Annotated in this window: 26 protein-coding genes and 1 other RNA gene; 16 read left to right on the forward strand and 11 right to left on the reverse strand. The window is 65.2% G+C overall.

Annotated features, from left to right (window positions below):
• The first annotated feature begins 105 nt into the window (after positions 1-105).
• From argB to dapE, 6 genes are all read left to right on the forward strand, one after another.
• Positions 106-993: an acetylglutamate kinase gene (gene argB / locus RX330_RS33995; RefSeq protein WP_128919182.1), complete on the forward strand. Its 888-nt coding sequence runs from the start codon at positions 106-108 to the stop codon at positions 991-993.
• A 182-nt stretch (positions 994-1,175) separates the two neighbouring features.
• Complete coding sequence (locus tag RX330_RS34000; protein WP_317244025.1) at positions 1,176-2,162, forward strand: DUF1036 domain-containing protein; 987 nt, start codon at positions 1,176-1,178, stop codon at positions 2,160-2,162.
• Between the two features lie 202 nt (positions 2,163-2,364).
• On the forward strand, positions 2,365-3,057 hold the full coding sequence (locus tag RX330_RS34005) for a pyrimidine 5'-nucleotidase (protein ID WP_317241405.1): 693 nt from the start codon (positions 2,365-2,367) through the stop codon (positions 3,055-3,057).
• A gap of 126 nt (positions 3,058-3,183) precedes the next feature.
• On the forward strand, positions 3,184-4,029 hold the full coding sequence (gene dapD, locus RX330_RS34010; RefSeq protein ID WP_317241406.1) for a 2,3,4,5-tetrahydropyridine-2,6-dicarboxylate N-succinyltransferase: 846 nt from the start codon (positions 3,184-3,186) through the stop codon (positions 4,027-4,029).
• A gap of 147 nt (positions 4,030-4,176) precedes the next feature.
• Positions 4,177-4,824 carry a DUF805 domain-containing protein gene (locus RX330_RS34015; RefSeq protein ID WP_317241407.1) on the forward strand — a complete coding sequence of 216 codons (648 nt, stop codon included), beginning with the start codon at positions 4,177-4,179 and terminating at the stop codon, positions 4,822-4,824.
• A complete protein-coding gene (gene dapE, locus RX330_RS34020) occupies positions 4,821-5,987 on the forward strand; it encodes a succinyl-diaminopimelate desuccinylase (protein WP_317241408.1) in 1,167 nt (388 codons plus the stop codon). The genes RX330_RS34015 and dapE overlap by 4 nt, the downstream gene beginning before the upstream one ends.
• Positions 5,988-6,149: 162 nt before the next feature.
• Here dapE and truA read toward each other — a convergent pair whose 3' ends face one another.
• From truA to def, 3 genes are all read right to left on the reverse strand, one after another.
• Positions 6,150-6,887: a tRNA pseudouridine(38-40) synthase TruA gene (gene truA, locus RX330_RS34025; protein ID WP_317241409.1), complete on the reverse strand. Its 738-nt coding sequence runs from the start codon at positions 6,885-6,887 to the stop codon at positions 6,150-6,152.
• A complete protein-coding gene (gene fmt, locus RX330_RS34030; protein ID WP_317241410.1) occupies positions 6,887-7,822 on the reverse strand; it encodes a methionyl-tRNA formyltransferase in 936 nt (311 codons plus the stop codon). The genes truA and fmt overlap by 1 nt, the downstream gene beginning before the upstream one ends.
• A gap of 206 nt (positions 7,823-8,028) precedes the next feature.
• Positions 8,029-8,553, reverse strand: coding sequence for a peptide deformylase (gene def, locus RX330_RS34035; protein WP_212084262.1), 525 nt, complete (start codon positions 8,551-8,553; stop codon positions 8,029-8,031).
• Positions 8,554-8,723: 170 nt separating this feature from the next.
• Between def and RX330_RS34040 the strand changes: the two genes are divergently transcribed.
• The 3 genes from RX330_RS34040 to RX330_RS34050 all read left to right on the forward strand — a co-directional run bounded on the left by RX330_RS34040 (position 8,724) and on the right by RX330_RS34050 (position 11,757).
• On the forward strand, positions 8,724-9,923 hold the full coding sequence (locus RX330_RS34040; protein ID WP_317241411.1) for a DNA recombination protein RmuC: 1,200 nt from the start codon (positions 8,724-8,726) through the stop codon (positions 9,921-9,923).
• An 83-nt stretch (positions 9,924-10,006) separates the two neighbouring features.
• Entirely contained in the window at positions 10,007-10,309 is a 303-nt protein-coding gene (locus RX330_RS34045; RefSeq protein WP_317244026.1) for a GIY-YIG nuclease family protein, read from the forward strand.
• 86 nt (positions 10,310-10,395) lie between these two features.
• Complete coding sequence (locus RX330_RS34050) at positions 10,396-11,757, forward strand: AmpG family muropeptide MFS transporter (RefSeq protein ID WP_317241412.1); 1,362 nt, start codon at positions 10,396-10,398, stop codon at positions 11,755-11,757.
• 100 nt (positions 11,758-11,857) lie between these two features.
• Here RX330_RS34050 and RX330_RS34055 read toward each other — a convergent pair whose 3' ends face one another.
• From RX330_RS34055 to ffs, 5 genes are all read right to left on the reverse strand, one after another.
• Positions 11,858-12,295, reverse strand: a complete 438-nt coding sequence (locus RX330_RS34055) for a hypothetical protein (RefSeq protein WP_317241413.1) — start codon at positions 12,293-12,295, stop codon at positions 11,858-11,860.
• A 30-nt stretch (positions 12,296-12,325) separates the two neighbouring features.
• Complete coding sequence (gene recR, locus RX330_RS34060; RefSeq protein ID WP_212084249.1) at positions 12,326-12,928, reverse strand: recombination mediator RecR; 603 nt, start codon at positions 12,926-12,928, stop codon at positions 12,326-12,328.
• 1 nt (position 12,929) lies between these two features.
• A complete protein-coding gene (locus tag RX330_RS34065) occupies positions 12,930-13,250 on the reverse strand; it encodes a YbaB/EbfC family nucleoid-associated protein (RefSeq protein ID WP_317241414.1) in 321 nt (106 codons plus the stop codon).
• Positions 13,251-13,273: 23 nt separating this feature from the next.
• The gene (locus RX330_RS34070; protein ID WP_317241415.1) at positions 13,274-15,097 is read right to left on the reverse strand and encodes a DNA polymerase III subunit gamma/tau; all 1,824 of its coding nucleotides are present in this window, start codon (positions 15,095-15,097) and stop codon (positions 13,274-13,276) included.
• A gap of 95 nt (positions 15,098-15,192) precedes the next feature.
• Positions 15,193-15,289: signal recognition particle sRNA small type (ffs, locus tag RX330_RS34075), an RNA gene on the reverse strand.
• A gap of 229 nt (positions 15,290-15,518) precedes the next feature.
• Between ffs and RX330_RS34080 the strand changes: the two genes are divergently transcribed.
• The 4 genes from RX330_RS34080 (at position 15,519) to RX330_RS34095 (ending at position 18,424) form a co-directional block, all read left to right on the forward strand.
• Positions 15,519-15,938, forward strand: coding sequence for an HIT domain-containing protein (locus tag RX330_RS34080; RefSeq protein WP_212084243.1), 420 nt, complete (start codon positions 15,519-15,521; stop codon positions 15,936-15,938).
• 10 nt (positions 15,939-15,948) lie between these two features.
• On the forward strand, positions 15,949-16,887 hold the full coding sequence (gene nudC, locus RX330_RS34085) for an NAD(+) diphosphatase (RefSeq protein ID WP_317241416.1): 939 nt from the start codon (positions 15,949-15,951) through the stop codon (positions 16,885-16,887).
• Positions 16,888-16,893: 6 nt separating this feature from the next.
• Positions 16,894-17,817 carry a sugar kinase gene (locus RX330_RS34090; RefSeq protein WP_317241417.1) on the forward strand — a complete coding sequence of 308 codons (924 nt, stop codon included), beginning with the start codon at positions 16,894-16,896 and terminating at the stop codon, positions 17,815-17,817.
• Positions 17,818-17,914: 97 nt separating this feature from the next.
• A complete protein-coding gene (locus RX330_RS34095; RefSeq protein WP_126260215.1) occupies positions 17,915-18,424 on the forward strand; it encodes an Lrp/AsnC family transcriptional regulator in 510 nt (169 codons plus the stop codon).
• 106 nt (positions 18,425-18,530) lie between these two features.
• On the opposite strand, the gene RX330_RS34100 is transcribed toward RX330_RS34095, so the two are convergent.
• Together RX330_RS34100 and RX330_RS34105 are read right to left on the reverse strand one after the other, a co-directional pair.
• Entirely contained in the window at positions 18,531-19,880 is a 1,350-nt protein-coding gene (locus RX330_RS34100; RefSeq protein WP_317241418.1) for a sensor histidine kinase, read from the reverse strand.
• Positions 19,880-20,602 (reverse strand): response regulator, encoded by a 723-nt coding sequence (locus RX330_RS34105; RefSeq protein ID WP_212084235.1) that lies wholly within the window; start codon positions 20,600-20,602, stop codon positions 19,880-19,882. Before RX330_RS34105 ends, RX330_RS34100 begins: the two co-directional genes overlap by 1 nt.
• 183 nt (positions 20,603-20,785) lie before the next feature.
• Between RX330_RS34105 and RX330_RS34110 the strand changes: the two genes are divergently transcribed.
• The 3 genes from RX330_RS34110 (at position 20,786) to RX330_RS34120 (ending at position 22,256) form a co-directional block, all read left to right on the forward strand.
• Positions 20,786-21,007 (forward strand): hypothetical protein, encoded by a 222-nt coding sequence (locus tag RX330_RS34110; protein WP_212084233.1) that lies wholly within the window; start codon positions 20,786-20,788, stop codon positions 21,005-21,007.
• A gap of 76 nt (positions 21,008-21,083) precedes the next feature.
• A complete protein-coding gene (locus RX330_RS34115) occupies positions 21,084-21,407 on the forward strand; it encodes a cysteine rich repeat-containing protein (protein WP_212084232.1) in 324 nt (107 codons plus the stop codon).
• Between the two features lie 9 nt (positions 21,408-21,416).
• On the forward strand, positions 21,417-22,256 hold the full coding sequence (locus tag RX330_RS34120; protein WP_317241419.1) for a sterol desaturase family protein: 840 nt from the start codon (positions 21,417-21,419) through the stop codon (positions 22,254-22,256).
• A gap of 12 nt (positions 22,257-22,268) precedes the next feature.
• Here the strand turns inward: RX330_RS34120 and RX330_RS34125 are convergent, their stop codons facing one another.
• The gene (locus RX330_RS34125; RefSeq protein ID WP_317241420.1) at positions 22,269-23,768 is read right to left on the reverse strand and encodes a phosphomannomutase/phosphoglucomutase; all 1,500 of its coding nucleotides are present in this window, start codon (positions 23,766-23,768) and stop codon (positions 22,269-22,271) included.
• Between the last annotated feature and the right edge of the window lie 148 nt (positions 23,769-23,916).

The following is a 23,916-nucleotide window of genomic DNA, read 5'->3' on the forward strand; positions in this document are numbered from 1 at the left end:
CGCTGAAGAAGCGCTGCGCTGCGTCCGGGGCACGAAGACCACTTTGCGCTGCCCCCGCCAATCGGATAGAACGCGCACCGACCGTCCCGCCAGCGAGACCGCGACATGACCGACATCTCCCCGCTCGACCAGGCCCGCATCCTGTCGGAAGCGCTGCCGCACATGCAGCAGTACGACGAGGAAACCATCGTCATCAAATATGGCGGCCATGCCATGGGCGACGAGGAGACCGCGAAGAATTTTGCCCGCGACATCGTGCTGCTCGAGCAGACCGCGATCAATCCCGTCGTGGTGCATGGCGGCGGGCCGCAGATCGCGACCATGCTCAAGCGCCTCGGCATTCAATCGGAATTCGCTGCCGGCCTCCGCATCACCGACGCCGCGACCATCGAGATCGTCGAGATGGTGCTGGCCGGCTCCGTCAACAAGCAGATCGTCGGCTACATCAACGAAGCCGGCGGCAAGGCCGTGGGGCTGTCGGGTAAGGACGGCAACATGGTGAAGGCGTCGAAGACGACGCGCACCATCATCGATCCCGGCTCGAACATCGAGAAGGCGATCGATCTCGGCTTCGTCGGCGATCCCGAGAAGGTCGACCTCACGCTGCTCAACCAGCTGATCGGCTACGAGCTGATTCCGGTGCTGGCGCCGCTCGCGACCTCCAAGGAAGGCCAGACCCTGAACGTCAACGCCGACACCTTTGCAGGGGCCGTCGCCGGTGCGCTGAAGGCCAAGCGCCTGTTGCTGCTCACCGACGTGCCCGGCGTGCTCGACAAGTCGAAGAAGCTGATCCCGCAGCTCTCGGTGAAGGACGCACGAAAACTGATCGCCGACGGCACCATCTCCGGCGGCATGATCCCGAAGGTCGAGACCTGCATCTACGCACTGGAGCAGGGCGTCGAAGGCGTCGTCATCATCGACGGCAAGATGCAGCACGCGGTGCTGCTCGAGCTCTTCACCAACCAGGGCACGGGCACGCTGATCCACAAGTGATGCGGAAGCAAAAAACGAAAGCCGTCATGGCCGGGCTTGTCCCGGCCATCCACGATCTTTCGGCCCGCACCAGGAACGTGGATGCCCGGGACTCGTCCGTCCAGATGCGCTCCGCGCTTTTGCCCGGGCTTGACGGATCGAGAGCGAAGCAACGCCGCCGCTCCCCCCTCACCCGCTTCCTGATGACGCTGCCGGCCGCGGCCGTCTCGTTCTTCTTCTCCTCCGCTCCGGCCGTCGCCGACCTCAAGATCTGCAACCGCATGTCCTATGTGGTCGAAGCCGCGATCGGCATCGACGACAAGGCGGCGACCGCAACGCGGGGCTGGTTCAGGATCGATCCCGCCACCTGCCGTGTGATGGTGCAGGGCACGCTGACGGCCGACCGCATCCTGCTCCACGCCCGCGCGCTCGGCGTCTATGGCGCCTCGCCGATCCCGCAGAACGGCCGCGACATGCTGTGCGTGGCGCAGGACAATTTCGTCATCGCGGCGGCACGGCAGTGCCGCAGCGGCCAGACGCAGGTCGCGTTCACGCAAGTGACGCCGACGCAAGCAGCGGACGGCAACCTCACCGCCTATCTCGCCGAGGATTCCGAATATGACGACGAGCAGGCCCGCCTCGCCGGCATCCAGCGCCTGCTGGTGATCGCGGGCTACGACGCCGCGCCGATCGACGGCGTCGACGGGCCGAAGACGCAAGGCGCGCTGGCCGCGTTCCTGAAAAGCCGCGGCTTATCGGCGGACATCGTGGGCTCGCAAAACTTCTTCAAGACCATGGTCGATGCGGTGCAGACGCCGTCTGCGACCGGCCTCACCTGGTGCAACGACACGCCGCACAAGGTGATGGCGGCGATCGCGACCGACGACGGCAAGTCCGTGACCAGCCGCGGCTGGTATCGCATCGATCCCAGGACGTGCCTGCACCCCGATGTGACCGGCCAGCCGAAACAGATCTTCAGCTTCGCGGAAGCCGTCGACGCCGACAACCGCGCCGTCAAGCTGAAGGACAGGCTGCTGAACTGGGGCGGCGACAGGCCGCTGTGCACGCGCGAGACCAAGTTCGAGACCAATGAGCAGACCGATTGCGGCGCGCGCGGATTTTCGGCAACGGGCTTCGGCGCGGTCGACATGTCGAGCGGCGGCAAGACGCTGCGGTTCGCGGTGCCGTGAGATTGGCGTCATGATTAGCATGCAAGCGACTACAAGCTCCGCTGTCGTCCCCGCGAAGGCGGGGACCCATAGCCACAGGCCGCTGTTGTGGAGCGAGATGTCACCACGATCCGCAAACGATTGCTTCCCGTGGTTATGGGTCCCGGATCGGCGCTCCGCTTCGCTGCGCTTGTCCGGGACGACGAACTGAGAGTTTGTTGAAATGGCCTCCCCCCGCACCTTCGATCACGTCGACACCTGGGTGTTCGATCTCGACAACACGCTCTATCCGCATCACGTCAATCTGTGGCAGCAGGTCGATGCGCGGATCGGGGAGTTCGTCTGCAACTGGCTGAACGTCGGCCCGGAGGAAGCGCGGGCTATTCAGAAGGACTATTATCGCCGCTTCGGCACCACGATGCGCGGCATGATGACCCTGCATGGCGTTTCCGCCGACGACTATCTCGCCTACGTCCACAAGATCGACCACTCGCCGCTGGAGCCGAACCCGGCGCTCGGCGCGGCCATCGCAAGACTGCCGGGACGAAAACTGATCCTGACCAACGGCTCGGTCGACCATGTCGATGCGGTGCTGGCGCGGCTCGGCTTCGCCAGCCATTTCGACGGCGTGTTCGACATCATCGCCGCCGGGTTCGAGCCGAAGCCGGCGGCGCAGACCTATCAAAAATTCCTCTCCGACCACGCGGTCGATCCGACGCGCGCCGCCATGTTCGAGGACCTCGCCCGCAACCTCACCGTCCCGCACCTGCTCGGCATGACCACCGTGCTGGTGGTGCCGGACGGGACGAAAGAGGTGGTGCGAGAGGATTGGGAACTGGAGGGCCGGGACGCCGCCCATGTCGACCACGTCACGGATGATCTGAGCGGGTTTTTGGCACGGGTGTCGCCACGATAGCCGCCGTCGTCCCGGGGCGCGGAGCGAGCCCGGGACGACGGTGGAGTTTGCCTTGACTCCTCCCCGCCAAATCCCGAAAAAGCGCTCCAATTCACGCGAAACCACGTTGCCCCAGAGGAAATCCCGATGTCCCTGTCCGCCCTCGAATCTACCATCAACAGCGCCTTCGACGCGCGTGACGGCATCTCGATCTCGACCAAGGGCGAGGTGCGCGAGGCCGTGGACCAGTCGCTGGAGATCCTGGACAAGGGCGAAGCGCGCGTTGCCGAGCGCGGCGCTGACGGCAAGTGGAAGGTCAACCAATGGCTGAAGAAGGCGGTGCTGCTGTCGTTCCGCCTCAACGACATGGCTGTCATTCCCGGCGGATCCGGCAAGGCGACCTGGTGGGACAAGGTGCCCTCGAAGTTCGAGGGCTGGGGCGAGAACCGTTTTCGCGATGCTGGTTTCCGGGCCGTGCCCGGCTCGATCGTGCGCCGCTCGGCCTTCATCGCCAAGAACGTCGTGCTGATGCCGTCCTTCGTCAATCTCGGCGCCTATGTCGATGAGAGCACCATGGTCGACACCTGGGCGACCGTGGGCTCCTGCGCGCAGATCGGCAAGCGCGTGCACATCTCCGGCGGCGCCGGCATCGGCGGGGTGCTCGAGCCGCTGCAGGCCGAGCCCGTCATCATCGAGGACGATTGCTTCATCGGCGCGCGCAGCGAGGTCGCCGAAGGCGTGATCGTGCGCAAGGGCGCGGTGCTGGCGATGGGCGTGTTCCTGGGCGCCTCGACCAAGATCGTCGACCGCGAGACCGGCGAGGTCTTCATGGGCGAAGTGCCCGAATATTCAGTGGTGGTGCCCGGCGCGCTGCCCGGCAAGCCGATGAAGAACGGCCAGATCGGCCCCAGCACCGCGTGCGCGGTGATCGTCAAGCGCGTCGACGAGCGCACACGGTCCAAGACCAGCATCAACGAGCTGCTGCGGGATTGATGTCAGGCGAATAGCGAATGGCGGGTTGGCGAATGGGTCCGCACCCTATTCGCCACTCGCAATTTTGCATTCGTCCCTGAATCGAACCCACCCTCCTCCCATCGCGACCAACTCTCCGGGTGGCCTCTCCCGCCTGGAGCGGTTCGCATGGACTGGACCTGGTATTTCTTCCGCTTCGACGGCCGCATCAACCGGGCGCTGCTGTGGCAGGCGCTGCTGATCGTCGCGGTGCTGGCGGGCCTGCTGGAGATCGCCAGTCAAGTCATCGGAATCATTGGAGGGACCAGATCCACCTTGAAGCCCGGCATTGAGCTCGATTTCGACTTCGGCCTCGGCGACCTCTTCAACCTGGTCGATCCCCGGGCCTATCGCTCGCTGGCGTCCGTCGACCGCACGGATCTGATCCTGAAATCGTCCGGCCTGGCGCTGTTCTCATGGATTTTCCTCGCGACGGCCATCAAGCGGCTGCACGACCGGGACCGGAGCGGCTGGTGGATCGTTCCGTTCTTTGTCGCACCCTGCCTGTTCGGCCAGTTCTCGGACCTGCTTCCTGACTCCAGCTGGATGCTTCCGTTCGGCCTGACCGCCTCCGGCCTGTGGCTGTGGGGCTTGGTCGAGATGTTCTGCATCGCCGGCACTATCGGCCACAACCGGTTCGGCCCCGATCCGCTCGCTGAGATCGAGGACAGCTCCGCCACGCCCCCTGCCAAAGGCTGGGACCAGAGCCGCGAGATCGAATTTGTTCCGCCCCGTGCTAGCCCACCCGGCGGCATGCATGTTAAGCGGGACGCATGACCGATGCTCTCTCCATTGCCCGCGATCTCATCCGCTGCCCCTCGGTAACCCCTGAAGATGCCGGTGCGCTCGGGGTGCTCGAAAAAAACCTCTCCGCCGCCGGCTTCACTTGTCACCGCATAACGTTCAGCGAGGAAGGCACCGCCGACGTCGACAATCTCTATGCACGGATCGGCAGCGAGGGGCCGCACATCGCCTTTGCCGGGCACACCGACGTGGTGCCGCCAGGCGACGAGAGCGCCTGGAGCGTCGGCGCGTTCTCCGGCGAGGTGAGGGACGGGGTCCTGCACGGCCGCGGCGCGGTCGACATGAAGGGCGGCATCGCCTGCTCGGTCGCAGCTGTCCTGGAGCATCTCGCCGCCCATGGCGGCAAGCCGCGCGCCGATGGAAAAGGCTCAATCTCCTTCCTGATCACCGGCGACGAGGAAGACGTCTCCATCAACGGCACCATCAAGCTCCTGAAATGGGCCGCGGAGCGCGGCGAGAAGTTCGACCATTGCGTGCTTGGCGAGCCCTCCAATGTCGAGACGCTCGGCGACACCATCAAGGTCGGCCGCCGCGGCTCACAGTCCGGCACGCTCGTTGTCGAGGGTGTGCAGGGCCATGTCGCCTATCCCCATCGCGCCTCCAATCCGGTGCCGGATATTTCGCGCCTGATCGTGGCGATCTCCGACGAGCCGCTCGACCATGGCAGCGCGCAGTTCCAGGCCTCCAATCTCGAATTCACGTCAGTGGACGTCGGCAACAAGGCGAGCAACGTGATCCCCGGCGAGGCCCGCGCGAAATTCAACATCCGCTACAATGACAACCACACGCAGGCGAGCCTGCGCGAGCTGGTCGAGACGCGGCTGACAAAAGCCTGCGGCAACCGCATCCGCGCGCGCATCGTCTGGGACCCGTCGAACTCCAACGTGTTCGTGACCAAGCCCGGCCCGTTCACCGACCTCGCGGTCGCCGCGATCGAGGAGGTGACGGGACGCAAGCCGGAGCTGTCGACCTCGGGCGGCACCTCGGACGCGCGCTTCATCTCCAGCTATTGCCCGGTGATCGAATTCGGCCTGGTCGGCCAGACCATGCACCAGGTCGACGAGCGCGTGCCAGTGACGGATCTGGAGAAGCTGACGAAGGTGTATCGCGGGATTCTGACAAGGTATTTTGGGTAGGGCGACTGCGGCCTCACATTCCGCTGTCGTCGCCCGGCTTGACCGGGCGATCCAGTATTCCAGAGACAGCAGAGATTGAACCGAGAAGCCGCGGCGTACTGGATGCCCCGGTCAAGCCGGGGCATGCCAGCGGTGAGTGGAGCGTGAGGGCGCGCCTCGCGTTTAATAATCCACCTTCATCAGATACAGCCCGTCCGGCGGCGCCACGATGCCACACGCGGCGCGGTTGCGCGCGGCGAGTGCGGCGGACAGATCGTCCGCGGTCCAGCGGCCGTCTCCGACCCAGACCAGCGATCCCACCATCGAGCGGACCTGGCTGTGCAGGAACGAGCGTGCCGAGGTGACAATGGTGATCTCGCGACCCTCGCGCGTCACGTCGAGCTGATCGAGTGTCTTCTCGGGCGACCTGGCCTGGCATTCGGTGTCGCGGAAGGTGGTGAAATCGTGCTTGCCGAGCAGACGTTGTGCCGCCGCATGCATCGCATCGGCATCGAGCCGGCGCGGCACACGCCAGGCATGGCCGATGTCGAGGGCGAGATTGGCGCGCGTGTTGATCACGCGGTAGCGATAGTGGCGCTTCACGGCAGAGAAGCGCGCTTCGAAAGTATCGGGCACGATCTCGGCCTCCAACACCCCAATCGGATGCGGGCGCAGATGCGCATTCAACCCGTCGCGAAAACGGCCCGGAGGAAACTGCTTGTCGACATCGACATGCGCGACCTGGCCGCGCGCATGCACGCCGGCATCGGTGCGGCCCGCGCCATGCACACGCAGATCCGCGCCGGTCATCGCCTTCACGGCTGCCTCCAGCGCGCCCTGCACCGAGGGCAGCGTCTCCTGCACCTGCCAGCCGAAGAACGGCGCGCCGTCATATTCGATGGTGAGCTTGTAACGGGGCATCAGACGAGCCGCATCGGCGGCTTCAACGGCACTCCACGCAAAAAGTCGGTAGCCTGCATCCGGGCCTTGCCTTCGCGCTGCAGCTCGATGACGCGGATCGCGCCCTCGCCGCAGGCGATGGTGAGCTGATCGTCGATTACCTCGCCCGGTGTGCCCGAACCCTTCGCCAGCTCGCAGCGCAGGATTTTGACGCGCGCGCCTTCACCGACCTCCGCGAGCTCGGTCCAGGCACCTGGAAATGGCGACAGGCCGTGGATGTGGCGCAGCACCGCGCGTGCCGGCTTGGCCCAGTCGATCCGCGCCTCCGCCTTGTCGATCTTGGCGGCGTAGGTGACGCCGTCCTCGCTCTGCTTTTTAAGCTGGAGCCCGCCGCGGGCAAGCGCGGCCATCGCCCGCACCATCAGGTCCGCGCCAAGCCGGGACAGGCGATCATGCAGATCGGCCGCGGTCATGCCGTCGGTGATGGCAAGCCGCTCGGCCATTGCGACGTCGCCAGTGTCGAGACCGACATCCATCTTCATCACCATCACGCCGCTCTCGGCATCATCAGCCATGATCGCGCGGTTGATCGGCGCCGCGCCGCGCCAGCGCGGCAACAGCGAAGCGTGCAGATTGTAGCAGCCGAGTTTTGGCGCATCGAGGATCGCCTGCGGCAGGATCATGCCGTAGGCGACGACGACGGCGGCATCGGCATCGAACGCGCGGAACTCCTCCAGCGCTTCTTCGGTCTTCAACGTCTTCGGTGTCAGCACGGGCACGCCGAGTTTTCGCGCGGCCTCCTCGACCGGGGTCGGCTGCAATTGCAGGCCGCGCCGCCCGCCGGGCTTCGGCGCGCGGGTGTAGACGGCGACGATCTCGTGGCCATGCGCGACCAGCTCGAGCAGCGTCGGCACGGAGAAATCGGGCGTGCCCATGAAGATCAGGCGAAGGGGCATGACAAGGACTCAGGTATGTTCCCTCCCCCCTTGCGGGGGAGGGTTAGGGAGAGGGGTGCCACACGACGCGCTCACTCGGTTGAGCGCCGATCAATTCTATGCACCGGTTAGACTACCGCCGGGGTTACCCCTCTCCCCCGCCCTCCCCCGCAAGGGGGGAGGGAGCGCAGGAGAGCGTGCGGCAACGCCAGTCGCTCACAACATACTCACTCCGCCCGCTTGGCGGCCTTCTCGAACTTCTTGATCACGCGGTCGCGCTTGAGCTTCGACAGATAATCGACGAACAGCACGCCGTTGAGATGGTCGATCTCATGCTGGATGCAGGTGGCGTAGAGGCCTTCGGCGTCCTCCTCGTGCACCTTGCCGTCGAGATCGGTGAAGCGCACGCGTACCTTCGCGGGACGCTCGACCTCCTCGTAATATTCGGGGATCGAGAGGCAGCCTTCCTCGTAAGTGGACAGCTCCTCGGACGAGGCGATGATCTCGGGGTTGATGAAGACGCGCGGAAGCGGCTTGGTCTCGCCATTCTCGTCGCGCTTGGCGAGGTCCATGGTGATCAGCCGCAGCGGCTGCGCGACCTGGATCGCGGCCAGGCCGATGCCGGGCGCGTCGTACATGGTCTCGAACATGTCGTCGGCAAGCTTGCGGATCTCCGAGGTGACCTTCTCGATCGGCTTGGAGACCAGACGCAGCTGCTTGTCGGGCAGGATGATGATTTCTCTAAGGGCCATGGCCGCGATTTAAGCCGCTGCCTGCAGCCGGTCAATGCGGCCCGGAACCCGTTAACACTCCGCTAACCATAAAACTTCAGGCTTTATTAACCATAAAAATCAAGGGGCCGACAACCATAACCGTTCGCTATTCGTTCGCGCCTCCCGGCGAATCGGATAGAACGTTCGGCATGAACGAAATCATTTTCCTGGCCGGTGACTGGCCGGTACGCGCCATCCACGCGCTGATCGGCTTTGGTGCGCTCGTGCTCGTCCTGCTGGTGGCGATCGCCATCGTCATCTCGCGGTCCGGGCGGCGCGGCGCGGAACTCGCCATGGCGCACGCGATCCGGGCCGACGAGCTCGAGGAGCGCCTCAGCGAGGTACTCCGCGCCCAGAGCGAATCCTCAGGCCGGGTCGACGCCATGACCCAGGCGCTGGCCGGCCGTCAGGCCGAAATGGCGCGGGCGGTCAACGAGCGGCTGGATTCGGTGACCCACCGGGTCGGCCAGTCCATGGAACACTCGACTCGCAACACCATGGAGAGCCTGCGGGCGCTGCATGAGCGGCTCGGCATCATCGACAGCGCCCACAAGAACCTCACCGATCTGACGACGCAGGTGACGACCTTGCGCGACGTGCTCGCCAACAAGCAGTCGCGCGGCGCCTTCGGCCAGGCGCGGATGGAGGCGATCGTTCAGGATGGCCTTCCGAAAGGCTCCTACGAGTTCCAGTTCACGCTCTCGACCGGCAAGCGGCCCGACTGCGTCGTGTTCCTGCCCGACCAGCGCCCACTCTGCATCGACGCGAAATTCCCGCTGGAGGCGATGACCGCGCTGCACGACGCCCGCACCGACGAGGAGAAGCGCCTCGCCACGCAGCGGCTGCGCGGCGACGTGATGAAGCATGTCAGCGACATCGCCGAAAAATATCTCGTTACCGGCGAGACCCAGGAGATGGCGCTGATGTTCGTGCCGTCGGAATCGGTCTACGCCGAGATCCACGACGGCTTCGACGACGTGATCCAGAAGGCCTACCGCGCCCGCGTCGTGCTGGTGTCGCCCTCACTGCTGATGCTGGCGATCCAGGTGATGCAGCAGATCATGAAGGACGCGCGCATGCGCGATGCGGCCGACCAGATCCAGACCGAAGTGATCAAGCTCGGCGACGACCTCGGCCGCCTGCGCGACCGCGTGGTCAAACTACAGAAACATTTTTCCGATGCGAACGAGGACGTCCGCCAGATCCTGATCTCCGCCGACAAGATCGAAAAGCGCGCAGGACGAATCGAGGAGCTCGATTTCAGCAAGAGCGACGCGCCGGAGGGACCGCGGCTGGTGGCGACAGACCCGGGCGAGTTGTTTCCGCGGAAGCTCCAGGCGGGAGAGTGACATTCTGCCGAGGCACGCTGTCTGCCCTCAATACCAGTGTCGTCGCCCGGCTTGACCGGGCGACCCAGTATCCCAGACGGCAGATGGGCGGACGGTGCTACTACGTCTACATCCTCGCCAGCAGGATCGGCGGCACGCTCTATATCGGCGTCACTAGCGATCTCATTCGTCGCGTGGCAGAGCACAAGTTAAAGCTGATCGATAGCTTTACGAAGGAATATGGCGTTGTGAAGCTCGTCTACTTCGAGCAATTCGATGATCCCGAGAATGCGATCAAACGCGAGAAACGCCTCAAGAAATGGAAGCGCGATTGGAAGATCGCGCTGATCGAGAAAGACAATCCGAATTGGAACGATCTCTACGCCGAGATTGCAGGCCCTCCATAACTCAGGCCTCTGGGATACTGGGTCGCCCGGTCAGGCCGGGCGACGACACCTCCCTTGTGGCCCCCAGAATCTGCTAACACCTCCGCATGACCGCACCCGACGCGACTTCTCCCGCCGCGACTTCCGCTCCCGCGCCCTCCTGGCGCGAAAGTCTTGCCGTGTACCTGCAGCCGCGGGTGCTGATCGTGCTGTTCCTCGGCTTCTCGTCGGGCCTGCCGCTGGCGCTGTCGGGCTCCACGCTGCTGGTGTGGATGGCGGAGGCGGGGGTCGATCTCGGAACGATCGGGCTGTTTGCACTGGTCGGAACGCCCTACACGCTGAAATTCCTGTGGGCACCGCTGGTCGATGCGCTGCATGTCCCGTTCTTCACGCGCGCCTTCGGACGTCGCCGTGGGTGGCTGGTGTTTTCGCAGCTACTGCTGATCGGCGCGATTCTGCTGTTGGCGCTGACCGACCCTGCGCGTTCGCCGCTGTTCGTCGCGCTCGGCGCGCTCCTGGTGGCGACCATGTCCTCGACGCAGGACATCGTCGTCGATGCATTCCGCGTCGAGAGCCTGCCCGAGAGCGAGCAGGCGGCCGGTATGGCCGCCTATGTCGCGGCCTATCGCATCGGCATGCTGATATCGACAGCGGGCGCCTTGTTCATCGTCACGGGCTTCGAGGCGATCGTCCCTCGTGGCGCCGCCTGGATGTGGGGCTATGTGGTGATGGGGGCTCTGGTGCTGATCGGCACGATGACCGCGCTCGCCGCCACGGAGCCGCCCCAGTCCCTGCGCGCTGAGGCCGCCACGCAGGCAGACGATGCCCTGACGCGGGTGCTCCATGCCGCACTCGGCGCATTCTCGGAATTCCTGCAGCGAAAAGAAGCGTGGGCCGCGCTTGCCTTCGTCGTGCTGTTCAAATTCACCGACGCGTTTTCCGGAAACATGACCGTGCCGTTCGTGATCGACATCGGTTTTACTCGGAACGACTATGCGGTCATCGTCAAGGGTGTCGGGATTATCGCCACTCTCGCCGGCGGATTCGCCGGCGGCTATGTGGCCCGACGCTATCCGCTGGCGCTGAGCCTGTGGATCGGCGGCATCGTGCAGGCGATGTCCAACCTGTCGTTTTCGTGGCTGGCGCTGGTCGGCGTCAATGAATGGGCGCTGACCCTCGCAATCACGTCCGATAATTTCTGCAACGCGATCGGCACCGTGATCTTCGTCGCCTATCTCTCGGCGCTGTGCCAGAATCCGCTGCATACCGCGACCCAATATGCGCTGCTGACGGCGCTCGCCGCCGTGGGACGCACCTACTTGTCGTCGGGCGCAGGCTATCTGGCGAAGGCGACGGGCTGGCCAATGTTCTTCGCGATCTCCGTGCTCGTCGCGATCCCGAGCCTGGTGCTGCTGGCCTGGTTGCAGAAGCGCGGGCATTTCGAGGCGCTGAGGCCGGTGAGGGTGTGACGATTTCGTAGGGTGGGCAAAGCGAAGCGTGCCCACCACGTCCAAATGGTGGGCACGGCGCGTTGCGCCTTTGCCCACCCTACGGCAGCTCATCGGCCTCCTACTGCTTCTTGATCAGGCTCCATTTCGTGACCACGGCTTCGCTCATCTGGCCGGGATCGCTGGCGCAGGCGATCTCGTCGACCTTGACCGAGATTTCCTTGCCGACGAAGGATTTCAACTGCGTGGCCTGCGCGTCGCTGGAGGTGACCAGTTGGAAGGTCTCCGGCCCGGTCTCGAGATTGCACAGCCCGTTCGGCGCAGGCAGGCGGCGCGGCTCGGAAGTGATCTGGTACATCGCGATCCGCTTGCCGGCCTTCTTGACGTCGCGAACTTTCATCGCGTTCAACTCGCCCGACAGCACGTCGCCGGCGTTGATCGGCTTGCCGGGCTTGGACGGCGGCGCCGCCTCTTCGCCCTGCTGCGCGGAGATGGCCGGGCTCACCAGCATCGCCATCGTCGCGACCAAAGCCAATCGTGTGGCGAAAAGTTTCGTCATGTCGTCCGTTCCGTGAGATCTCTGGGATGGCTAGAACAGGGTCCGCTGCCGCATCGCTGCGGATAGCGTACCTTCATCGAGATAATCAAGCTCGCCGCCGACCGGAACCCCATGGGCGAGCCGCGTCACCTTCACATTGGCATCCTGAAGCAGGTCGGTGATGTAGTGCGCCGTGGTCTGGCCGTCGACCGTCGCATTCAGCGCCAGGATGATTTCGTGCACCTGCGAATCATGGGCGCGCGCGACCAGCGCGTCGATGGTCAGATCCTGCGGGCCGACGCCATCGAGCGGCGACAATGTCGCGCCCAGCACGTGATAGCGCCCCTGGGTCGCATTGGCCCGTTCCAGCGCCCAGAGGTCGGCAACGTCGGCGACGACGACGATGATGGATGGGTCGCGCTTCGGATCGGTGCAGACGGTGCAGGGATTTTGCGTGTCGATGTTGCCGCAGGTCTTGCAGACTTGGACCTTGTCCAGCGCGACCTGCATGGCCGAGGACAACGGCATCATCAATGCTTCGCGCTTCTTGATCAGATGCAGCGCCGCGCGCCGCGCCGAGCGCGGACCGAGGCCCGGCAGCCGTGCGAGCAGCTGGACCAGCCGTTCGATTTCGGGACCTGCAACAGCGCCCATATTACTGGCCGAACAACCCCGGCGGCAGGCCGAGCCCACCGGTGAGAGCCTGCATCTTCTCCTGCATCGCGGTCTCCGCCTTGCGGCGCGCATCGCCCATGGCGGTGACGAGCAGGTCTTCCAGCACCTCGCGCTCTTCCGGCTTCATCAGCGAGGGATCGATCTTGACGGCCTTGACGTCCATCTTCGCGGTCATGCGCACGGCGACGAGGCCGCCGCCGGAGATGCCCTCGACTTCCACGTTGGCGAGTTGCTCCTGCAACTCCTGCATCTTGGATTGCAGCTGTGCCGCCTGCTTCATCATGCCGAGAAAATCAGCCATGGGTGCTTGTCCTTGAAAGAGGCCTAGAGATCGTCGCCGTCGGAATCGTCGGGCGGATCGTCGCTGCCATAGTCTGCATTGATATTGGTTTCCGGCGCCTCGGGGGCAAGCCTGCGGACCTCGACGACCTTCGCACCGGGAAAGCGCGACAGCACCTCCCGCACGCGCGGATCGGCCTCCGCGGTACGCGCATGCTCCTGCTTGGCGGCCTGGTTCACCGAGCGCAGCGTCGGCTGGCCCGCCTCGTTCGAGACGATCACGGTCCAGCGCCGTCCGGTCCACAGCTCGAATTTCTTCGCGAGCTCGGAGATCATGGTCTTGGAGGCGTTCGGCTCCAGCGCGACCTCCAGCCGGCCCTCCTCGAAACGGACGAGGCGCATGTCGCCTTCGAGCGCGCTCTTGGTCATGATGTCGCGCTTCTGCCCGGCGAGTGCGACGAGCTGAGTGAAGCTGGTGACGCGCAGCACGGGCGCGGCAGCTTGCGGATCCGGCGCCGGCGCCGCCATCTGCGGCCGGGCTCCGCCACCGCCAAACGAGGACGGCGAGGATGCCGGCATACGAACTGGCGCCGCGGAGGCCACCGGCGCGGCCGGCGCACTGCTGCGGGCGGCACCGCCCCCGCTCACGACCGGCGAGCCACCGCCGTTCTGCTCCAGCATCTTGATCGCTTCGTCCGGCGTCGGCAGGTCGGCGACATAGGCGATCCGCACCAGCACCATCTCGGCGGCGGCAGCGGGACGTGTGGCGGCCTGCACCTCGGTGATGCCCTTGAGCAGCATCTGCCACATCCGCGACAGCACGCGCATCGAGATTTTCGAGGCGAATTCCTTTGCGCGCACGCGCTCGGTTTCGCCATAGGCGACGTTGTCGGCGGTCGCGGGAACGATCTTCACGCGGGTGACGAAATTGACGAACTCGGCGAGGTCCGAAAGCACGACGATCGGGTCGGCGCCGACGTCGTATTGATCGCGGAACTCCTTGAAGGCCGCGGCGATGTCGCCGCGCGCCAGCGACTCGAAGAGGTCGATGACGCGGGTGCGGTCGGCGAGCCCCAGCATCTGCCTGACGGCGTCGGCCCTCACCTGCCCGGCGGCATGCGCGATCGCCTGGTCGAGCAGCGACAGCGAATCGCGCACAGAACCTTCGGCGGCGCGCGCGATGATGCCGAGCGCCTCCGGCTCGATCTCAACATTTTCTTTCGTGGCAATGTTGGCGAGGTGCTTCATCAGCACGTCCGCCTCGACGCGGCGAAGATCGAAACGCTGGCAGCGCGACAGCACCGTGACCGGAACTTTGCGGATCTCGGTCGTCGCAAACACGAATTTGGCGTGTTCCGGCGGCTCCTCCAGCGTCTTCAGGAAGGCGTTGAATGCCGCCGTCGACAGCATGTGGACTTCGTCGATGATGTAGACCTTGTAGCGCGCGCTGGCCGGCGCATATCGCACGCTGTCATTGATCTGGCGAACGTCGTCGACGCCGGTATGCGACGCCGCGTCCATCTCCAGCACGTCCATGTGCCGGCTTTCCATGATCGCTTGGCAATGCACACCCAGGGTCGGCATGTGGATGGTCGGGCCCTTCACCGAACCATCCGGCATCTCGTAGTTGAGCGCACGGGCCAAAATGCGCGCGGTAGTGGTCTTGCCGACGCCGCGGACGCCGGTGAGGATCCAGGCCTGCGGAATGCGCCCGGTTTCGAACGCATTGGAGACGGTGCGGACCACTGCCTCCTGGCCGATCAGATCATCAAAGCTGGAGGGGCGGTATTTGCGCGCCAGCACCCGGTAGGGCGTGTTGCCGGCTTGGCCGGCGCTGTCGGGGTTTGGAGGGGCGCCAGCGTCGGTCATCGGTCGATCCGCAATGAAATGTCTCTTGGCCGGGTTTTGCGGAAAGGAGCACGCTGGCGGCTGGTGCCGCCGGCGCTGGTTCGCTCGAAAAACAGGTAGGAGACTGACGAGCGACCCGATCCGGACCTCGTTAGGGCTGCTTCCTTCCGGACCTGACCCGGTTGGCGAGTGGCTCGTCCACCGCCAATCTCCCGGTCCCTATTTGGGGCCAAAAGGACCGGAAAGCAAGCCGGGTGTACGGCTGTTCCGCAGCCGCTGGGCCCTTCCAGGCCCGAACCGCTCCGTTTCCTCTCGGGGTCCGTTTTCCGAGCAGGGAAGCGCGGGGCTGGCCGGGTCCGGGCGCATACGGACCACGGCGCATACGGATGTTGTCTGAGAGCGAGGTCTCTGCGACGGTAGGAATCAATCCAGAGAAGTCTTTATGCCCGAACCCGCCTGGTCGCTGCATTCCCGCCTGAAAGACGACACCATCGATATCGGCGATTTGCCGCTGTCGAAGGTGCTGGTCATCAAGGATGCGCATTATCCCTGGCTGCTGCTGGTGCCGCGGCGCCCCGACGCGGTCGAGATCATCGATCTCGACGAGGTACAGCAGGCGCAACTGATGACGGAGATCTCACGCGTGTCGCGCGCGCTGAAGGAGATCACCAAATGCGACAAGCTCAATGTCGCCGCGCTCGGCAATCTCGTGCCGCAGCTTCACGTTCACATCATCGCACGCCGCACCAGTGACGCCGCCTGGCCGCGACCGGTCTGGGGCGTGATGCCGCCGTTGGCGCATGACGCCGCGGAGGTTCAGAATTTCATCAGCGCACTTCGCCGCAAGATCTGGTTGGGTTGAAAGAACGATAATGTCAGCATTCGACGCATTTCCGCTGGGGCGGCCGGCCTTCGTCACCAACATTCTCGACCGCGCCGCGCATCTGCGCCGCGACGACGAGAAGCTGTTCGCGATGGAGCAGAAGCCGACCTCGCGCGCCTATGTCGTCTACCGCGACTCGCTCCTGGTGAAGCGCGAGGGCGACAAGATCCGCGCGCGGCTCTCGATCGACGAGGCGCTGAAGTGCGGGGCCAATCCCGGCACGATCTTCCTCGGTCTGCGTGACGGCGCTGCGATGTTCGGCATGGGCCTGTCGCAGGCGACCGCCGAGAAACTGGTGGGACGCGAGGACTATACCCTGACCGAGCTGCGCGGCATGGCGATGCAGGGTGCGATTCCCCCAGAGGAGCTCTCGGCGATCGCGATGGCGAAGTCGATGGTGAGCTGGCACCAGCGCCACGGCTATTGCGCCAATTGCGGCACGCGCAGCGCGATGAAGGAAGGCGGCTGGAAGCGCGAGTGCCCGGCTTGCAAGGCCGAGCATTTCCCGCGGACTGACCCTGTCGTGATCATGCACGTCGCCTCCGGCGACAAGTGCCTGCTCGGCCGCCAGAAGCAGTTTCCGCCGGGCATGTATTCATGCCTCGCCGGCTTCGTCGAGGCCGCCGAGACCATCGAGGACGCCGTGCGCCGCGAGATCCTCGAAGAGTCCGGCATCATCTGCACCGACGTGCAGTATTACATGACCCAGCCCTGGCCCTATCCGTCGTCGCTGATGATCGGCTGCAGCGCGCGGGCCGTGAGCGAGGACATCGTGGTCGACCGCACCGAGCTGGAGGACGCGCGCTGGTTCACCCGCGAGGAGGCCGCCTTGATGCTGACACGGACGCATCCGGACGGGCTCGCCGGCCCGCATCCCTTCGCCATCGCCCATCACCTGCTCGGCCGCTGGGTGCACGACAAGAGCTGACCGCCGATGGCGCTATCTGAGGCCGCGCCGCGCATTCTCTGCATCGGCATTCCCGTCCGCGACCTGACCTTCCGGGTCGAGGCGGTGCCCGTACGCGGCAGCAAGGCCAACGCCACGCATCTCGCCGAGATCTGCGGTGGCAACGCGCTCAACGCGGCCATCGCGATCGCCCGACTCGGCGGCCGCGTCGCTTTCGCGGGACCGATGGGTGATGCTCGCGAGACGTCGAGCGACTTCATCCTCGAACGCATGGCCGCCGAAGGCATCGAGACCAGCCATATCGTGCGCTTGCCCGGCGTGAGCACGCCGGTCTCGGCGATCATCATCGACGCGACGGGCGAGCGGACGCTGACCATCTATCGCGATCCTGTTCTCTGGACGGTCAAGCTGCCCGAGACCGACGAGTTGCTCGACGATTGTCGGGCTGTCCTCGTCGAGAGCCGCTGCGCGGGGTTCGCGATCTCCCTCTGCACCGAGGCACGCCGGCGGGGCATTCCCGTCATCGTTGGCGTCGACCGCGCGATGTCGTTGCAGGACGGCCTGCTCAAAGCGGCCTCGCACCTGCTGTTCGCCAGCGAGCAGGTGCAGGAGACGGCCGGCGTCACTGATGACGGCGAGGCCTTGAGGCGTCTCGCCAAGCTGACGCCCGCCTTCCTCGCCGCGACCCGCGGTCCGCGCGGCACGATCTGGCTGAACGAGGCGGGCGAGCTGGAGGAGACACCGGCCTTCCCGGTCCGGGCGGTCGATACGCTCGGAGCTGGCGACGTCTTCCATGGCGCCTTCACGCTTGGTCTCGCCGAGGGCGACGCACTGCGGGAGGCGCTGCGATTCGCCGCGGCGGCCGCGGCGCTGAAATGCACCCGCCATGGCGGTGGCCTGGCGGCCCCACAACGCATTGAAGTTGAAGGGCTTTTGCGCGACGTGCCGTAGAGCGATTCTACTCTCGCGCCGAGATTCTGGGCTTGCCGTGGAAAGATTTTCTCTATATCAGGGAAATTGGCCCCTGAAATGGAACAAAGTTCTTCAAATGACCGATGTCGCTGTCCAGATCCCCGAGACCAGCCGCCGCCTCGATGCCATTGACCGCAAGATTCTGATGGTGCTCCAGGAGGATGCCTCGCTGTCCGTCGCCGAGATCGGCGACCGCGTCGGCCTGTCCTCGACCCCCTGCTGGAAGCGCATCCAGCGGCTGGAGGCCGATGGCGTGATCATCAAGCGCGTCGCCCTCGTCGACCAGAACAAGATCGGGCTCGGCATCTCCGTGTTCGTGTCGGTCGAGAGCTCCGACCATTCCGACGCCTGGCTGAAGAAGTTCGCCGAAGCCGTCAGCGCCATGCCCGAGGTGATGGAGTTCTATCGCATGGCCGGCGACGTCGATTACATGCTGCGCGTCGTGGTCGCGGACATGCAGGCTTATGACGTGTTCTACAAGAAGCTGATCAGCGCCGTACCGCTGAAGAACGTCACCTCGCGCTTCGCGATGGAGAAGATCAAGTCGGTCACCGCACTGCCGATCCCGGCGGTGGTGGCGGCCTGACGCTTGGAGCATTGTCGGTTCTGATCGAATCCGAGCCGAGTCCCGGGATTTTTGTCCTCTCGCGTTTTCGTCACGCAAACCGGTATCCACGTCGTTCGAAAGCGCTCTAAGCCGGCCGAAACACCGGCAACGTGACGTTGACGCGCGTGCCTCCGCCCGGGGCCGCAACGATCTCGATCGTTCCGCCATGGGCCTCCACCAGATTGCGGACCACAGCGAGGCCGAGACCGGCACCGCCGGTCGCGCGATTACGCGACTTCTCCAGGCGGTGGAACGGTTCCAGCACGGTCTGCCGCTGATCGGCGGGAACGCCGGGTCCCTCGTCGTCGATGGACACGACGAGAGCTCCGTCCTTCACCGCAATCGCCACATGCGCGGCATGGCCATAGACCAGCGCGTTGTCGAAGATGTTCGCGAAGATCCGTCGCAGCGCCAGCCTGTCACCGAGCACCACCACATTCCGCCCAGTCTCATCGCGAACCAGGTCGATTGCCGCGCCCTGAACGCGCCGATCGTGCACCTCGGCAGCGATCAGCGCGGGGAGCTCGATCATCTCCTGCGACAGGCCGCCGGCGCCGGCCCGCGTCGACAACAGGGCGTCGTCGAGCAGCCGGATCATGTCATCGATATCGGCTATCGCTCGCTGCCGCTCGGCATCGTCGGGGATGTGCTCGACGCGCAGCCGCAGCCGTGTCGCAAAGGTCCTGACGTCATGCGCGATGCCGCCAACCAGCGTCATGCGCGCGCGTAGCATCTCCGCGAGCCGCCCCTGCAAGCGGTTGAACGCGGCGATGACGGCGCGGATCTCCGGGGCGCTGCGCCGTGCGTCCGGCAGCGGCGGCGGATCGGCCGACAGGTCAACGCGATCGACCGCGGCGGCCAACCGTGCCAGCGGCCGCGTCTCACGCTGCATGACGAGCAGCGCCAGCAGAGCCACGATCGAGCCGAACACGCCCGCACCGAAGCCGACGGGCAGGCCGAACGGGGTGACCGGCAGGCGGGTATAGGCATCGATGATCAGCAATTCGCCGCCGCGGAGGCCAATACGGAATTCGACCGCGTTGGCCATCAGCCGCGCGAGGCGGGGAAATGCCCGGCCGCTCCGATGATCGGACGGCGGCACGATCTCGACGGGGCGGCCCGCAAGGCCGGCCGCATAGGTCTCGCGCAGCTCCTGCTGCGGTGGCGGCGTCTCGCCGCCGACCGGCGCGCCCGTCGGCACGATGCGCACCGTGAACTGCGGCGAAGACACCGCATCGAGCACGGCCTGCCGTGAACCGGCGGCCGTTCGCTCCAAGAGCGTGGCCAGCGCATCGAGACGCGCGGGCGAAGGCCGTGCCAGCTCGTTCTCGCGGAGCGTCGTCCGGTAGAAGATCGCAACGACCACGGTACTCACCAGGATGAACCCCACCAGCCCGATCAGGGCGAGCCGCGCGGCCAGCGTCACGCGCAGCATCACGACACCTGCTTCACGGAGGCGGTGAACAGATAGCCGCCGTTGCGCACCGTGGTGATCAGGTTGGAGCCGGGGCTGGCGCCATCGAGCTTGCGGCGCAGCCGCGAGATCAGCATGTCGACGGTGCGATCGAACGGCTCGGCCGAACGACCGCGGGTCCAGTCGAGGATCTGGTCGCGCGTGAGCACCCTTCGCGGCCGCTGCACGAAGCAGCCGAGCAGGTCGAACTCGGCGCTCGTCAATTGCAGCTCAGACGCCTCGGCCTCGGTCGTCTCGACACTGCGCGCATCGAGATCGATCACGAAGCGGTCGAACGCGAAGCGCCGGACCAGCGGCTTTGACGGTGCACCGTTGGCCCGGCGCAGGATGGCGCGAACCCGCGCCAGCAGTTCGCGCGGACCGAACGGCTTCGTCAGGTAATCGTCGGCGCCCATTTCGAGGCCGACCACGCGATCGATCTCGTCGCTCTTGGCGGTCAGCATCAGGATCGGGATGGAATCGTCGGCCCGCAAGCGGCGGCAGATCGAAAGCCCGTCCTCGCCCGGCAGCATCAAATCAAGGATGACGAGGTCGGGCCGCAGGCGCTGCAGCATGGAATCCATCGCCTTGCCGTCGGCGACGCAGGCGACCTCGAACCCCTCGCGCCGCATGAAATCGGCGACGAGGCGGCTGATCTCGGGATCGTCTTCCACCATGAGAATCGTGGCCGGATGCGTGTTCATGGTCGGCATTTTGGCCGACGGCACGCCGCACGCAAGAGCGGCGGCGCGGTTGTTACATACTGTTACGTGCGTCCGACAAAGCCATAACTATCGTTTCGTCCCGGTCATGCGGCACCGACGCCGTCCGTCCAGTCTCCTCCGCACGGCTCCCGCTCCCGGCAGCCTCACACGGAGACGACGACCATGAGCAAGTTCTTCCTCACTTCCCTCGTCATCGGCACCTTTGCGGTTGCCGCTGCGGCCGACGCCAATGCCTGGACGCGATCGGGGACCGCGAGCGGCCCGCGCGGCACGTCCACCGTCACCGCGAGCGGCGCCTGCGCCAACGGGAGCTGCACGCGCAACGTCACCCGCACGGGCCCGGCCGGCAGAACCTACACCCGCACCGGCACAATCTCGCGCTGACGCCGCGCCGCCGTCGCCGCGCCAGCCGGCCCGCGCGGCGACGGCCAGCCTTGCCTGATCAGAAAGGACCATCACCGTGTCATCGATCTTCCATCCCATCTCACTGCCGCGAATCGCAACCGTCGTCGCCCTCGGCGTCACGATCTCGACCTCCGCGCTCGCCCAGACCCAGCTACAGACGCAGATCACGCCGCAGATGCGCAGCGAAGCGAGGAGCCTGATGCAGGCCTGCCGCACCGACCTCGACAAGCTCTGCGGCACCGTCACGCCGGGCGGCGGCCGCGTCCTCGCCTGCCTGCAATCCCATGCTGGTCAGCTCACCTCGTCCTGCGCCCAAGCGCTGCCCCGCGCCCAGGCGCTGCGCAACAGTGCCGCTGGCGCCGGCGTAGCGCCGAAATAGGAGGAGAACGTGGGCTACGCTTCGCTCCTGCTCGATCCGGCGCTCAAGAGCGTGATCCTCGCAACCGCGCTCGGCCTGATGCTGCTCGAATACGGCATCGGCCGCCTGGCGCATCGAGACACCTACGACTGGCGCGAGAGCGTCGCGTCTTTTGGCGTGGCATTGGGACAGAACCTGCTGCGCGCGCTGGAGGCCGGCATCCTCGCCATTCCGTTCGCATTCCTGTACGAGCACCGGCTGCTCGACTTTGCGCAAACAGCACCGCTCGCACTCGCCGGATTATTCGTCGGCAGCGAGTTTCTCTATTACTGGCAACATCGCGCCTCGCATCGCATCCGCTGGATGTGGGCGACGCATGCGGTCCATCACTCGACCACGCGGCTGAATTTAACCGCGGCGATCCGGCTCGGCTGGACAGGAAACATCTCGGGCAATTTCCTGTTCTTCCTGCCGCTGGCGCTGATCGGATTTCATCCGCTCGCGATCGTGGCGATGCTCGGCATCAACCTGCTCTATCAGTTCTTCATTCACAGCGAATTCGCGCCGAAGCTCGGCATACTGGAACGGGTGCTGAACACGCCCAGCCATCATCGCGTGCACCATGCCTGCAACGAGCCATGCCTCGACAAGAACTACGGAGGCGTCCTGATCGTGTTCGACCGCCTGTTCGGCACCTTTGCCGAGCGGCCGTCGGATCAGCCGCTTCGCTTCGGCCTCGTCGGCCGCACGCCGTCCTACAATCCGTTCCGAATCGCGCTCGGCGAATGGGTCGCGATGCTGAGCGATGCCTGGAAGGCGCGCGGCGCAGGTGCAAAGCTCCGCGCGCTGTTCGGTCCGCCGGAAGGCTGAGCGCGCAAGCGCTCAGATCTTCTGATTGTACTCGCCCACCTCGGGATGCGTGCGCAGCACGCTGTTCACCATCTCGAACATGTCGTGCATGCGCTGCTCGGAGACCGGGCTTTCGACCACGACGACGAGCTCTGGCTTGTTAGAGGAGGCGCGCACCAGGCCCCAACTGCCGTCCTCGACCGTGACGCGCACGCCGTTGACGGTGACGAGATCGCGGATCGACTGGCCGCCGATCTTGGCGCCCTTGGCCTGCAGGTCCTCGAAGTGCTTCACCACGGCGTCGATGACGCCGTATTTGGTCTCGTCGGCACAGTGCGGCGACATGGTCGGCGACGACCATGTCTTCGGCAGCGCGTTCTTCAGGTCCGCCATCGACTTGCCCGGCGCGCGGTCGAGCATGTCGCAGATCGCGATCGCCGACACCAGACCGTCGTCATAGCCGCGGCCATAGGGCTTGTTGAAGAAGAAGTGGCCCGACTTCTCGAAGCCCGCGAGTGCACCGGTCTCGTTGGTGCGGCGCTTCATGTAGGAATGGCCGGTCTTCCAATAGGCAACCTTCGCGCCCTGCTTCTGCAGCACGGGATCAGTGACGAACAGGCCGGTCGACTTCACGTCGACGATGAACTGCGCGTCCTTGTGGATCGCCGACATGTCGCGCGCGAGCATCACGCCGACCTTGTCGGCAAAAATCTCCTCGCCGGTATTGTCGACGACGCCGCACCGGTCGCCGTCACCGTCGAAGCCGAGGCCGACATCGGCCTTGTGATGCAGCACCGCGTCGCGGATCGCGTGCAGCATCTCCATGTCTTCCGGATTCGGATTGTATTTCGGGAAGGTGTGATCGAGTTCGGTGTCGAGCGGGATCACCTCGCAGCCGATCGCCTCCAGCACCTGCGGCGCGAACGCGCCGGCGGTGCCATTGCCGCAGGCCGCGACCACCTTGAGCTTGCGCTTGAGCTTAGGGCGATTGGTGAGATCGGCGATATAGCGCGCCGGATAGTTCTCGTGGAATTGGTAGGCGCCGCCGGCCTTGTTCTTGAAATCGGCGTTCAGCACGATCTCCTTGAGCCGCGTCATCTCGTCGGGGCCGAAGGTCAGCGGACGGTTGGCGCCCATCTTGACGCCGGTCCAGCCATTGTCGTTGTGCGAGGCCGTGACCATGGCGACGCAGGGCACGTCGAGATCGAACTGCGCGAAATAGGCCATCGGCGTCACCGCGAGCCCGATGTCGTGCACCTTGCAACCCGCCGCCATCAGGCCGGAGATCAGCGCATATTTGATCGAGGCCGAATAGCCGCGGAAATCATGCCCGGTGACGATCTCCTGCTTGACGCCAAGCTCGGCAATCAGCGCGCCCAGCCCCATGCCGAGCGCCTGCACACCCATCAGGTTGATTTCCTTCTGGAACAACCAGCGCGCGTCGTATTCGCGAAAGCCGGTCGGCTTCACCATCGGCTCGGATTCGAAGGCGTAGGTGTTGGGCAACAATACGGATTTCGGCTTCGGGAACATTGCGACGGTCTCGTGAAATGGGGGCAAGATCTGATGCAGCCTTAGCGAATGCCAGGCCGCAACGAAAGGCGGGATTGAAGGCTTATGGCCGCTAATTGCGGCAGTTTGGTAACGAAGAAGCGTTACCGCGAGGGCGGTCGACGCAAAG

The sequence above is a fragment of the Bradyrhizobium sp. NDS-1 genome, from assembly GCF_032918005.1.
Classification (GTDB): Bacteria; Pseudomonadota; Alphaproteobacteria; order Rhizobiales; family Xanthobacteraceae; genus Bradyrhizobium; species Bradyrhizobium tunisiense.

Bases quoted from the DNA above. Each gene is read 5' to 3' on its own strand.
- argB (WP_128919182.1), top strand. From the start codon at position 106: ATGACCGACATCTCCCCGCTCGACCAGGCCCGCATCCTGTCGGAAGCG.
- RX330_RS34000 (WP_317244025.1), top strand. From the start codon at position 1,176: ATGACGCTGCCGGCCGCGGCCGTCTCGTTCTTCTTCTCCTCCGCTCCG.
- RX330_RS34005 (WP_317241405.1), top strand. From the start codon at position 2,365: ATGGCCTCCCCCCGCACCTTCGATCACGTCGACACCTGGGTGTTCGAT.
- dapD (WP_317241406.1), top strand. From the start codon at position 3,184: ATGTCCCTGTCCGCCCTCGAATCTACCATCAACAGCGCCTTCGACGCG.
- RX330_RS34015 (WP_317241407.1), top strand. From the start codon at position 4,177: ATGGACTGGACCTGGTATTTCTTCCGCTTCGACGGCCGCATCAACCGG.
- dapE (WP_317241408.1), top strand. From the start codon at position 4,821: ATGACCGATGCTCTCTCCATTGCCCGCGATCTCATCCGCTGCCCCTCG.
- truA (WP_317241409.1), bottom strand. From the start codon at position 6,887: ATGCCCCGTTACAAGCTCACCATCGAATATGACGGCGCGCCGTTCTTC.
- fmt (WP_317241410.1), bottom strand. From the start codon at position 7,822: ATGCCCCTTCGCCTGATCTTCATGGGCACGCCCGATTTCTCCGTGCCG.
- def (WP_212084262.1), bottom strand. From the start codon at position 8,553: ATGGCCCTTAGAGAAATCATCATCCTGCCCGACAAGCAGCTGCGTCTG.
- RX330_RS34040 (WP_317241411.1), top strand. From the start codon at position 8,724: ATGAACGAAATCATTTTCCTGGCCGGTGACTGGCCGGTACGCGCCATC.
- RX330_RS34045 (WP_317244026.1), top strand. From the start codon at position 10,007: ATGGGCGGACGGTGCTACTACGTCTACATCCTCGCCAGCAGGATCGGC.
- RX330_RS34050 (WP_317241412.1), top strand. From the start codon at position 10,396: ATGACCGCACCCGACGCGACTTCTCCCGCCGCGACTTCCGCTCCCGCG.
- RX330_RS34055 (WP_317241413.1), bottom strand. From the start codon at position 12,295: ATGACGAAACTTTTCGCCACACGATTGGCTTTGGTCGCGACGATGGCG.
- recR (WP_212084249.1), bottom strand. From the start codon at position 12,928: ATGGGCGCTGTTGCAGGTCCCGAAATCGAACGGCTGGTCCAGCTGCTC.
- RX330_RS34065 (WP_317241414.1), bottom strand. From the start codon at position 13,250: ATGGCTGATTTTCTCGGCATGATGAAGCAGGCGGCACAGCTGCAATCC.
- RX330_RS34070 (WP_317241415.1), bottom strand. From the start codon at position 15,097: ATGACCGACGCTGGCGCCCCTCCAAACCCCGACAGCGCCGGCCAAGCC.
- RX330_RS34080 (WP_212084243.1), top strand. From the start codon at position 15,519: ATGCCCGAACCCGCCTGGTCGCTGCATTCCCGCCTGAAAGACGACACC.
- nudC (WP_317241416.1), top strand. From the start codon at position 15,949: ATGTCAGCATTCGACGCATTTCCGCTGGGGCGGCCGGCCTTCGTCACC.
- RX330_RS34090 (WP_317241417.1), top strand. From the start codon at position 16,894: ATGGCGCTATCTGAGGCCGCGCCGCGCATTCTCTGCATCGGCATTCCC.
- RX330_RS34095 (WP_126260215.1), top strand. From the start codon at position 17,915: ATGACCGATGTCGCTGTCCAGATCCCCGAGACCAGCCGCCGCCTCGAT.
- RX330_RS34100 (WP_317241418.1), bottom strand. From the start codon at position 19,880: ATGCTGCGCGTGACGCTGGCCGCGCGGCTCGCCCTGATCGGGCTGGTG.
- RX330_RS34105 (WP_212084235.1), bottom strand. From the start codon at position 20,602: ATGAACACGCATCCGGCCACGATTCTCATGGTGGAAGACGATCCCGAG.
- RX330_RS34110 (WP_212084233.1), top strand. From the start codon at position 20,786: ATGAGCAAGTTCTTCCTCACTTCCCTCGTCATCGGCACCTTTGCGGTT.
- RX330_RS34125 (WP_317241420.1), bottom strand. From the start codon at position 23,768: ATGTTCCCGAAGCCGAAATCCGTATTGTTGCCCAACACCTACGCCTTC.